At 41.7% G+C, this 11867-nt stretch carries 10 protein-coding genes; 3 read left to right on the top strand and 7 right to left on the bottom strand.

All coding sequences use genetic code 11. From position 1 onward, the window contains the following. Window positions 1-97: 97 nt before the first annotated feature. Both H5072_RS03435 and H5072_RS03430 read left to right on the top strand, forming a co-directional pair. Window positions 98-856, top strand: a complete 759-nt coding sequence (locus H5072_RS03435; protein WP_182692714.1) for an SDR family NAD(P)-dependent oxidoreductase — start codon at window positions 98-100, stop codon at window positions 854-856. Between the two features lie 3 nt (window positions 857-859). Next, window positions 860-1810 carry a 2-dehydro-3-deoxygalactonokinase gene (locus H5072_RS03430; protein ID WP_182692713.1) on the top strand — a complete coding sequence of 317 codons (951 nt, stop codon included), beginning with the start codon at window positions 860-862 and terminating at the stop codon, window positions 1808-1810. 59 nt (window positions 1811-1869) lie between these two features. On the opposite strand, the gene glpD is transcribed toward H5072_RS03430, so the two are convergent. The 7 genes from glpD to galE form a co-directional block, all read right to left on the bottom strand. Beyond that, entirely contained in the window at window positions 1870-3375 is a 1506-nt protein-coding gene (gene glpD / locus H5072_RS03425) for a glycerol-3-phosphate dehydrogenase (RefSeq protein WP_182692712.1), read from the bottom strand. Between the two features lie 211 nt (window positions 3376-3586). After that, window positions 3587-5086: a glycerol kinase GlpK gene (gene glpK / locus H5072_RS03420; protein ID WP_033013631.1), complete on the bottom strand. Its 1500-nt coding sequence runs from the start codon at window positions 5084-5086 to the stop codon at window positions 3587-3589. Between the two features lie 207 nt (window positions 5087-5293). Continuing rightward, entirely contained in the window at window positions 5294-6616 is a 1323-nt protein-coding gene (locus tag H5072_RS03415; RefSeq protein WP_182692711.1) for a dienelactone hydrolase family protein, read from the bottom strand. Between the two features lie 29 nt (window positions 6617-6645). Continuing rightward, complete coding sequence (locus H5072_RS03410; protein WP_182692710.1) at window positions 6646-7650, bottom strand: Gfo/Idh/MocA family protein; 1005 nt, start codon at window positions 7648-7650, stop codon at window positions 6646-6648. 19 nt (window positions 7651-7669) lie between these two features. After that, entirely contained in the window at window positions 7670-8818 is a 1149-nt protein-coding gene (galK, locus tag H5072_RS03405) for a galactokinase (protein WP_182692709.1), read from the bottom strand. Continuing rightward, window positions 8808-9872 carry a UDP-glucose--hexose-1-phosphate uridylyltransferase gene (locus H5072_RS03400; protein ID WP_182674093.1) on the bottom strand — a complete coding sequence of 355 codons (1065 nt, stop codon included), beginning with the start codon at window positions 9870-9872 and terminating at the stop codon, window positions 8808-8810. The genes galK and H5072_RS03400 overlap by 11 nt, the downstream gene beginning before the upstream one ends. A 1-nt stretch (window position 9873) precedes the next feature. After that, the gene (gene galE / locus H5072_RS03395; protein ID WP_149601995.1) at window positions 9874-10887 is read right to left on the bottom strand and encodes a UDP-glucose 4-epimerase GalE; all 1014 of its coding nucleotides are present in this window, start codon (window positions 10885-10887) and stop codon (window positions 9874-9876) included. 267 nt (window positions 10888-11154) lie between these two features. Between galE and H5072_RS03390 the strand changes: the two genes are divergently transcribed. Further along, the coding region (locus H5072_RS03390; RefSeq protein WP_182692708.1) for an SDR family NAD(P)-dependent oxidoreductase at window positions 11155-11867 on the top strand (713 nt) is incomplete at its 3' end.

The following is an 11867-nucleotide window of genomic DNA, read 5'->3' as shown; positions in this document are numbered from 1 at the left end:
CACAGCAATAACGACTTAGTTTGGCTCTTTATACTGTAAATGTAAGTTTATAAAGAGTTTAAATAAAATTGAAAATGCGCTGTATGGAGAGTTGAATTTGAACACCCTAGCTCAATATCATAGTCTTTCTGGTAAAGTTATTTTTATTACAGGCGGTGCATCAGGCATTGGTAGAGCAATGGTTAAATCCTTTGTAAACCAAAATGCAAAAGTAGCATTTATAGATATTGATGATAAGGCAGCGCAATCGCTTATTCGTGATTTACCCAATGCAAAACTATGGTATAGGCAAGTTGATGTAACTGACTCTCATGCACTTCAGCAATCACTTGTGGATGCATGCGCCGCTTTTGGTGCCATTAATGTACTAGTTAATAATGTAGCGAACGATCGCCGTCAAGCAAGCGAAGACGTTACAGTGCAAGACTGGGATCAGTGCTTACAAATAAACTTAAACCCTGCATTTTTTGCCTCTCAAGTTGCTATGTCTTTTATGAAGGGCGATGGAGCGGGCAGTATCATTAACTTTAGTTCTATTAACGCTATTATGGGGCAACCTCAAATGGCAGGCTATGTAACCGCAAAAGCAGGCCTAATTGGTATGACTAAGGCACTGGCTCGCGATTACGGCGAGTTTGGTATTCGCGTTAACGCTATTTTACCAGGGTGGGTGGCTACCGACCGTCAACTAGCAAGCTGGTTTACCGAAGAAGAGCAAGTTAAGTGGATGGAAGCCATGGCGCTTAAAAAATTAGTAACTCCTGAAGATGTTGCTAATTTGGCACTCTTTTTAGCCGCCAATGAAAGCAGTATGATCACCGGGCAAAGTATTAAAATTGACGGTGGGAGGCTTTAAAGCTTGGCTACTTCATCTCTTTTTATTGCTGTTGACTGGGGCACGAGCCATTTACGCGCTTATTTGTGCGAAGTACGAGCGCAATCAACACTTAAATTATTAGCACAACGTGATGGCCCAGGTGTTGTTAAAGCAAATCAAAATTTTGAGCAAACCCTAATCGACACCATTGAGGTGTGGAAGCAAGAATATGGCAGCTTACCTATATATATTGCAGGACAAATTACCTCAAGCATCGGCTGGCACGAAACACCTTATTTAGAATGCCCAATTAATCCCGAAGGGTTACTTAATGCTGCTGTTAGCTTTGATTGCGATGGACATATTATTAAAGCGTTACCTGGCACAAAGTGTACGCTGCAAAATGGCTTGTTTGATGTAATGCGCGGTGAAGAGCTGCAAATTTTAGGGTTTTTAAAGCAAAACCCAGAGTATCAACAAGGTAAAATATTACTCTGTTTGCCTGGCACACATACCAAATGGGTGCTTATAAACAATGGCGAAATCATTTGCTTTAAAACAGCGATGACCGGTGAGTTATATGATTTGTTATGTCATCAAAGTGTTTTAATTCCTAACGACTGTGCAGAAGGTGAGTTTGACTTTAAAGCATTTGAGCAAGGCTGTGAGCTAACTTTAGGTAGTGATAGCGGTAACTTGGCACATGGTATTTTTAGTGTGCGTACCCGCCAGCTTTCAAAGGAGTTAACGCCAGTACAAGCTAAAGCCTATTTGTCGGGTGTATTAATTGGCAGCGATGTACGAGCAGCTCGCCACGCTAGTGAATGGCAATTATTAAGTGATACACAAGTTGTGGTGATTGGCACAAAGCAGCTGAATAAGTGTTTTACTACGGCGCTTAACCAAATAGGTGTGAAGTGTGTTGAGTTTGATATTAAAACAGCGACGCTTAGTGGCTTTAATTATTTATTTAATTTAGAGTCAAAAAAATAAACCCCTTTATAACGGTTAAATTATAAAGGGGTTAACAGGAAGCTATTATAACTTGATAGTTAAGCGCTTTTAGCTGCTTGGTTGTGCTCAATATAATCATTAAGCGCAGCAACTTGCGCCTCATTAAAACGTAGTCCTAATTTACTGCGGCGCCATAAAATATTGTATGCGTTTTCTGCCCACTCTTCATTTAGCAAGTAATCTACTTCTGCTGCAAATAAACCATGGCCAAAATCCTGGCCTAAATCACTCAGCCCAGTTGCACTACCTAAAATATGTTTAGCACGAGTACCATAAGTGCGTACAAAGCGTTTAAGTGTTATTTCAGGTAGCCATTCGTATTTTGTTTTTAACTCTGATTTAAGTGCTTCTACAGAGCTAAAATCACCACCAGGGAGCGGACTATGTTTGGTCCACGCATTGCTCATTTGCGGATAAAAATCTTCAAGCTTATTAACCGCAGCTTCGGCAAGTTTGCGATAAGTTGTAATTTTTCCGCCAAACACACTCAGTAGAGGTGTTTGCTTAGCATCACTCGAAAGCTCTAATTTATAATCGCGAGTAACGGCTTGTGCATTAACTGATTCGTCATCAAGTAATGGGCGTACACCAGAAAAGGTATGTACTATGTCTTCGCGTTTAATCGGTTGTTTAAAGTAGGTATTAGTAATATCAATTAAGTAATCAATTTCTTCATCACTAATTTTAACGTCTTGTGCTTCACCTTTGTGTTCTACATCGGTTGTGCCAATAAGTGAGAAGTCATCTTCAAACGGAATAACAAACACAATACGCTGATCTTTATTTTGTAAAATATAAGCTTGTTTTTCATCGTGAATACGAGGCACTACAATGTGGCTACCTTTTACAAGGCGAATATTTTGTGGTGATTTTTCTGTTAGTGCTTCGTCAAATAATTTAGCAACCCAAGGACCCGCAGCATTAACAATCCCTTTGGCAGAAATGGTGTATTTAGCTTTACTCTTTTGCTGCTCAAGCGTTACCTGCCATTTACCTTGCTCACGTTTAGCATGTACACACTTAGTTTGCGTGGTAATAACAGCACCTTTTTGCTGCGCTGCTAGGGCGTTTAAAACGACTAGGCGAGAGTCATCAACCCAGCCATCTGAGTATTCAAAACCTTTAGTAATAGAGGGTTCTAAAACGCTATTTTCACCAAATTTAATGCTTCGAGAACCCGCTAGTGTTTCGCGTTTTGCTAGGTTGTCATACATAAACAAGCCAATACGAATCATCCACGCAGGGCGGAGGTGTTTTTGATGCGGCAATCTAAAGGTTAGCGGCCACATAATATGAGGTGCGTTTTTAAGTAGCACTTCACGCTCTGCTAGCGCTTCTTTTACTAATCTAAATTCGTAATGCTCAAGGTAGCGCAGACCGCCGTGGATCAGCTTAGAACTGTTTGAAGATGTTGCACAGGCAAGGTCTGATTGTTCGCACAATAGAACTTTTAACCCTCTGCCAGCTGCATCAGCTGCTATTCCAGTGCCGTTTACACCGCCACCGATGACTAGTAAGTCATATTCGTTATCTGCTAATTCCACCGAGCTAACCTTTTTATTTGTAATATAAATAAGACATAAACATCATAAAGCTGCTGTTTTCATTTGACAATAGAAAACCCAGTTTTTTATTCGTTAATTTTGACGCCAATCCATTTTCAATTTAAAGCAGTAAAACATGCCTTTTAAATCTAGCATTTAGCTAAGTTAAAAAAGCAAAGTGGCTAAAGTACTGGCCTTAACCACTTAGTATTTACTGCGGGCAGTTTTTATTCGTTAAGCACACTTGAGCTACGCAGTGCTGCCATTTTGCGTATAGATCGTTACGCTCGTCGGCACTCATGGTGGGCTCAAAGCGACGGTCGCATGTCCACATTTTAGATAACTGTTCAGTTGACTCGTACACACCTGCTTGCAAGCCTGCTAAATAAGCGACCCCTAAAGAGGTGGTTTCGGTCACTGTTGGTCGCTCAACTGTTGCACCTAAAATATTTGATAAAAAGGTCATAACCCAATTATTTTTTACCATACCGCCATCTACACGAAGCACACTTGGGCGAAGGCCATCACGCTCCATCGCTTTTTGTAAATCTTTGGTCTGGTAGCCAACTGATTGCAGCGCTGCAGCAACAATAGTGCTAATACCAGAGTCGCGTGTTAGCCCTAAAATAGCGCCACGTGCATTAGGGTCCCAATAAGGAGCGCCTAAACCAGTAAACGAAGGCACTAAAAATACACCATGATCGAGCGGTACATCTTTAACCATCGACTCACTTTCGCCAGCATGGCTAAGTAGTTTTAAGCCTTCAACAATCCACTGCATAGTTGCGCCAGCCATAAATATACTGCCTTCAATGGCGTAAGTTGGCTTGCCGTTTAATCTATAAGCAACAGTGGTCAGTAAGCGGTTTTCTGAGGTCAGTGCTTTTTCGCCAGTGTTAAGCATTAAAAAACAGCCAGTACCGTAAGTACTTTTAGCCATGCCTTGTTCAAAACATGCGTGTCCTACAAGCGCAGCTTGTTGATCGCCTGCAATACCACAAACACGAATTGGCGCGCCAAAAATGTCAGCGCTGGTTGAACCAAACTCGTCAGCTGAATCCATTACTTCTGGCAGCATAGATTCTGGAATATCGAATAACTCTAAAAGCTCTTGATCCCACTGCTGGGTATGAATATTAAATAACATGGTGCGCGATGCATTGGTTGCATCGGTTCGGTGCTCTTTACCGCCAGTTAGCTGCCAAAGTAGGTAAGTGTCAACCGTACCGAAGGCGAGTTCGCCTGCAAGGGCTTGTTCGCGTGCGCCTTCAACGTTATCTAAAATCCAACGAACTTTAGTGGCCGAAAAATAAGGGTCGAGCAGTAAGCCTGTTTTATCGCTTATTGTTTGGCAAAGCTCATCAGTTGTTAGGCTTTCGCAATAGTCACTGGTGCGACGGTCTTGCCATACAATAGCGTTATAAATTGTTTTGCCTGTTTTTTTGTTCCATACCAAAGTGGTTTCGCGCTGATTGGTGATACCAATGGCAATAATTTCTTCAGGCTTTACATCGTTTTTAGTTAACACTTCGCGACTAGTGCTAAGCACTGTTTGCCAAATATCGTTAGGGTCGTGTTCTACCCAACCATTTTGTGGAAAATGCTGCGAAAATTCTTGTTGTGCTGTACCAAAAACGTCTGCATCTTTTGTAAACAAGATGGCCCGGGAGCTTGTGGTTCCTTGATCAATTGAGAGTATGTATTTGGACATGATATTTGTGTTATTTATCTTATCTTATATATGACTAGATTGCCTTTAACCGAAGTTAATGGCAATGGTTTTTTCTTAAAATAGCAGATTAAAAAATAAACACGCCAATATTTGCTGGTAACTCTTTTATATAAAAGGCGTTTTATTTTTGCATTATTTTAAGGGCGTATGCGGCTATTGATTAAAACAACCGCTTAAAGCTTATTATTACTTGGTGTGAGGTTTAGCTTGTTGCCAATCCATACCGGTAGAAAAGCGATTATCAAACCCGCGCCACTGTGGCAGCGGCTTACCATCAACAACAGCTTGGTCGCCGTTTTGTGGTAAATCTAAGTATTTACACTCGCTGGCTATGCCTTTTACGTGGCAATCCATCATGGCAAGTACAAAGTGTTTGTTGGTCTCGTTTAGTGTGCGCATAGACCACGAAGGCTCATAGTAATGGCCTATATCTAGCTCACTGCTGCTTTGTGCAATAGCAGGGGCTGGGTGTGGTGCAATATTATGGCGCGCATTTTTGTAAGTAAGCATGTACTTATCTTCGCTGCCTGTTTGGTTATAAAGGTTTTTAATGCCTTCATAACCTGAAATATCATCTAAGTTACCGGCTATATAAAGCGAAGGTACTTTAATATTTGCCATTGCTTTGGCATCAAATATAGCGTGCTGTCCGCCCCATGGTGCAAAGGCAACCATGGCTTTTATGCGAGGGTCTACTTTTGGATTTTGGTATTGTCCACCAGCGCAGCTGTTTAGTAATTGCTGTACTTGTTTAATTTGAGCTGGGTCTTTCATACCCGTAAACATAGCCGTAGTTTGCTCATTAAAAGCGTAACAACCACCTATCGTATTTACCGCGCCATAGCCACCCATTGAGTAACCAATTACACCTGCGCTTTTGTTATCTACCTGCTTGCTGGCAAAGTTGTTTTGCTCATTAAAGTAATTAATTACAAACTGCTGATCGCGTGAGCGATTTATAAGCGTGCTAAAAAAGCCAGAGAACGGTGCGTTTTCAAAATCAACATCGGCATTGGTTGAGTCAGTATGGTCAATAGCTACCACAATGTAACCGTGCGACGCTAAATGCTCGCCAAGGTAGTACATAATTGTACGGTAACCGGTATAACCGTGCGAAAGCACAATGACAGGGTAGTGCTCTTTATTATTAATGGCGACATCACGCATTGCATCGGCTTGCAAAGTAAACTCTTTACCTGAGCGAGTTTCATCTGTGTAGCTGCTAAGTGGCGCTTTTGCTGTATTTGCAGCCGGATACCACACCTCTACTTTTAAAGGACGATCTTTTTGACCTTGTGTAGCGGGGTCAAATTGCGCAGGGTTAACTAAATCAAGTGTTTGCACACCTACATTGTAGCTACCTTTAGCTGCAAGCTCTGGCAGTACTTCGCTAGTGATTGGCGGGTATAGCTGCTCTGGTTTATTAGATTCAGCAACAGCTACACTGGCAGATAAACTGCACGTTGCAAGTAATATGGCTTTTGAAAGCGCCTTGAGTGTGTGTGTCATTGTGTGTCCTTGTTGTGTATTTTTATTTTTTAATTAGTCAGTTCAGCCGACTCGACGGCATTGCTGTATTGCAGCTGCCACTGTGCTCGCAAGGTATCCATTATGTTCATAACTCGTAAGCTAGTACTGAGGGGCAACACGCTGCTTTGAGTTTGTTTTTGTAATATACACTGCGTGACATGTGCAATTTCAAACTTAAAGTTTTCATCGTCACTAAAGTTGTATTCAAAGTACTGAGGGTCTTGGTCTTTTATGTGTAGCTCTAGCGTTTGTGCACCTACAAACTGAGGTATTCGAATATAGCCAAGCTCACCATTAATACATGCTTCTGTTGGGCCATTTTGCTGCAGTGCGCTGGCAAGAGATGCAAATTGCCCGTTACCGTAATCAACTATAGCAGTGCTTCGCTCATCAACGCCGGTTGTGCTTTTATGTACAAAGGATTTGATGTGTTTAGGGGCTTTATTAAATACCACATCAGCAATCGAAATAGGATAAATACCTAAATCGAGTAGGGCGCCACCCGCTGTTACAGGGTTCATTAATCGGTGGCTGTCGGCAAAGCTGCCGGGTAAACTAAAGTTGGCATTTACACTGTGCACATTACCAATAACACCTTCATTTAGGAGCTGTTGTAATTTTACTATGGCTGGTAAAAATCGCATCCAAACGCCTTCCATTAAAAAGCAGTTTTGTTGTTTTGCAAGCTCAGTGAGACTTTGCAACTGCTTAGCATTAACGGTGATTGGTTTTTCGCTTAGCACGTGCTTATTGTGTTTTAAGCATTGGGCTATCGTTTTAAAGTGTTGATCGTGGGTATTGGCAATATAAATAGCATCTATATTTGGGCATTGCATAAGAGCTTGATAGCTTTCATAGCCTTGAATATTGTACAGTGTGGCAAATTCTTTAGCGCGCTGTATACTCGTTGATGCCGCGCCAATAAGCTGTGCATCACTGCAATGCGCAATGCTTGTAGCAAAGGTGTGAGCTATATTGCCACACCCAATAATTCCCCAATTAACCTTTGCCATGCTTATTCCTTAAGTTTATTTAAAAAGACGTAATTTGTAATCCTGAACCCGCTGAACATACGTAAATATCAGCATTTAAATTAAAGCGTTCAAAGTAATGCTTTTCTACCGCTGCTTTAATTAGTGGTACTTCCGCATCACGACATAAACATACAATTGCGCCACCAAAACCACCCCCTGTCATACGAACTGCGCCACGCTCGCCCATCGCTTCTTTACAAATTTCTACTAAGCCATCGGTTGCAGGTACGGTTACTTCAAAGTCGTGTTTAAGTGATTGATGCGATGCAGCCATTAGCGTACGAAGTGCATCCATATCGTTATTTTGTAGTGCAGTAGTTGCTGCAATTACACGGTCGTTTTCGCTAATTACGTGGTGTGCACGTTTATATTCGTTTTCGCTTAATGTCGCTTTTACTGCTTGCAGGCCAGCCATGGTGGCTTGGCGAAGTGTTTCTACACCCATTTTTACAGCAGCTTGTTCGCAGTCAATGCGGCGCTGGTTGTATTCGCTATCAACCAACTTACGCGGGTAGTTTGAATTAACAATAACAATATTTAAATCATCAGGAACTTTAACTGATTTGGTTGCGAGGTTTTCACAGTCGATTAATAGTGCATGACCGTTCTCGCCTTTAGCTGAAATAAGCTGATCCATAATGCCGCATTGGCAATGCATAAAGTCGTTTTCGGCTTCTTGGCCAAATAGCGCAATTTGCTCTGGCGGTAAACCAAGCTGTGCAATATGGTTAAACATACCGCCTACAGCAACTTCTAGTGCGGCCGATGACGACAAGCCACTACCTTGCGGTAAGTTGCTGTCAATTAGTACGTCGGCACCACGCAGTGTGTAGCCCGCTCTTTTAAGAACATAAGTAACAGCACGAATGTAGTTACCCCATTGCGACTGGCCTTCAGTGATTTCTTCATCAACACTAAAGCTGTCTTTTTCGCCTGGGTAATTTAAAGAATGCACAGTAATAATATTGTCGTCGCGCTCTTTAAACATCACTTGGGTACGAAACTCTAACGAACACGGTAAAACAAAACCGTCGTTGTAGTCGGTAAATTCGCCAATAAGGTTTACACGCCCCGGTGCTGCTGCAATACCTTGAGCAGGCGCGCCATACAGTGACAAAAATTGTTGTTGGAATTCGTTAAGCTTCATCTGTGTGTCCTGCTGTATCTTTATAGTGTGTTGTACTGGCTGCTTTTAAAATAGAAGCAGCGGTTTCTGCGCTTAAATCGCGCTGGCTTTCGCCTAGCATTTCGTAGCCTACCATGTGTTTTTTAACAGTAGCAGAGCGAAGTAGCGGCGGATAAAAATGGGCATGCAAACGCCAATGTTGCTCATCAGAGCCTCTGTTAGCCGGTGCATTGTGCCACCCCATTGAGTATGGGAAGCTGCAATTAAATACGTTGTCGTACTTAGTGGTTAATACTTTAAGTGCCTGTGCCAAAGAGTCGGTTTGGACATCGTTTAGCTGGCTAAAGTTTTGAATATTATCTTTAGTTACTAGCATTGTTTCAAACGGCCACGCAGCCCAAAATGGCACAACAACAAGCCAATGTTCGTTTTCAAATACAACACGTGTTTGATCTGCTTGCTCTTTTTGTGCGTAATCGGCAAGCATAGCTGTACCATGCTTTTTATAATAAGCAAGCTGCTGGGTATCTTCGGCTTCTATTTCGGTTGATAAATGCGAGTGGGCCCATACTTGGCCGTGAGGATGAGGTTGCGAACAACCCATTATCTCGCCTTTATTTTCAAAAACTTGTACGCATTCGTACTGCTGTGCAAGCTCTGTGTAATTTTGTTTCCAGGTTTTCACTACTTCGTGCAATGCGTTTTGGCTAAGCTCTGGTAGTGTTTTATTATGCTCTGGAGAAAAACAAATTACGCGGCATTCGCCACTGGCTTCGTCGGCAATAAATAAATCACTGTCTGACTCTAAGCTTTGTAATTGCTCGCTGGCATTAGGCGTTAATGCACCAAAGTCATTTCTAAATACGTGTGTGTATTTATAATCTGGGTTACTGTCGCCATTTGCACGGGTATTACTTGGGCAAAGTGGGCAGCTTTCATCGTGTTTTGGTAATACGTTTTCGTTAACGGCTTCTGTTGCGCCTAACCATGGGCGGTTATTACGATGTGGTGACACTAATACCCAACGACCCGTTAGCGGGTTTTTACGTCTGTGAGTACTTTCTAATAAAGCCATGTTAACTCTCCAACCCACTTGGGTAATTAGTTTGCCAGCGCCATGTGTCGTTTGTCATGTCGCTAAGTGTTAGTTCTGCGTACCAGTTAAGTGTGTTTTGCGCTTTTGTAGCATCGGCGTAGTTACAGGCAATATCACCTGCTCGGCGCGGTGCAATCTTATACGGAATATCTTTATTGGCTGATGCGCTAAATGCGTTGATCATATCAAGCACAGAATAACCTTGCCCTGTGCCTAAGTTGTAAGCATGAAATGCGGTATCTGTTTTATGCTGCATAAATGCCGCAACATGACCTTTAGCTAAATCTAAAACATGAATATAGTCGCGCACACCTGTGCCATCTTCGGTGTCGTAGTCGTCACCAAAAATATTAACCACGTCACGTTTACCTACTGCAGTTTGGGCAATAAATGGCATTAAGTTATTAGGAATACCATTAGGACTTTCACCTAATAAACCACTTGGGTGTGCACCTACTGGGTTAAAGTAACGAAGCGCAATACCCATAAATTGACTGTTGGCATTACATACGTCTTGCATGGCTTGTTCAACCATGACTTTAGTCCAACCATAAGGGTTCGTTGCGCGTATAGGGTGCTTTTCGTCAATAGGGAGGTAGTCTGGCTCGCCGTATACTGTAGCCGATGAGCTAAATATAATATGGTTAACGCCTTCATCTTGCATGTTTTGTAGCATGCTTAATGTGCCCGACACGTTATTTTGATAATAACGCAGCGGTTGCTCGGTAGATTCGCCAACGGCTTTTAAAGCTGCAAAGTGAAAAACAGCTTCGGCTTTAGTGTGTTTTAGAGCGAGCTTAAACTGTTGCTCGTCTTGAATGTCGCCCAAAATAAACTCAAACCGAGTACCCGTAATCTTTTCGAGTTGGTCAAGTACCCGCGCACTTGCATTAGACAAGTTATCATAAATAACAGGCGTAATACCTGCTTCATGCAATGCAATACATGTGTGGCTACCTATGTAACCCATGCCGCCAGTAACTAAAACTTTCATGTTATTTCTCGAAAAGTGTATTTATATGATAAATACTACTATTAAGGTGGTTTAAAAACAATAGTTATGATTGCTGAGTAATTCAAATAAAAGCATAAAAAATATTCAGCTTAAACACTCATCTGCCTTTTAAAGGAATACTTTTATATTAACTAACATAGGCTTAGCTTTATCAATTAATTCTATAAACTGATTCAACTATTGGCCTAATTATCAGCAGTAAGTCGGGGTGCTAATATAGCGAAAATAAAGTAAGGAGAGATCAACATGAACAAAACAATTTTACTTACCGGCGCAACCGATGGCATTGGGCTAGAAACTGCAAATATGTTATTAGCACAAGGTCACACCGTATTATTACATGGCCGCAGCCAAGCAAAGCTCAATGCGCTGCAAGCAGCTTTAACCGAGCAATACCCAAATGCAAGTACACATACTTATATTGCTGATTTAAGCGATATGAGCCAAGTTCAAACTTTGGCAAAAAATGTATTAGCCGATATGGCCGAAAATAATAACCAGCTCGACGTACTTATTAATAATGCAGGGGTTTATCAATTAGTTGATGCTACAACAATTGACGGCCTTGATGCTCGCTTTGTTGTAAACACGATTGCGCCATATCTTCTTACAAAACTATTATTACCTGTCCTTGGTCATGATTCGCGAGTGGTTAATGTGTCATCAGCTGCGCAATCAAGCGTTAACTTAAATGCACTTATAGGTAACACTGAACTTTCTGATAGTGCGGCTTATGCACAAAGTAAATTGGCTATTACTATGTGGTCACGTCATTTAGGGCTTGAGCTTAAAGATATTGGGCCATTAGTTGTATCGGTAAACCCTAAATCGTTACTGGGAAGCAAAATGGTAAAAGACGCTTACGGTATAGATGGTGGGGATTTAAAAATTGGCGCAGATATTTTTTGTCGCGCAGCGCTTAGTGATGAATTTAAAGATGCCGCAGGCCTGTATTTTGA

The organism is Pseudoalteromonas sp. SR45-5 (assembly GCF_014163565.1).
GTDB classification, from domain to species: Bacteria; Pseudomonadota; Gammaproteobacteria; order Enterobacterales; family Alteromonadaceae; genus Pseudoalteromonas; species Pseudoalteromonas distincta.
Note: the sequence above shows the minus strand (reverse complement) of the source record. Positions and strands in the feature narration are given on the sequence as shown.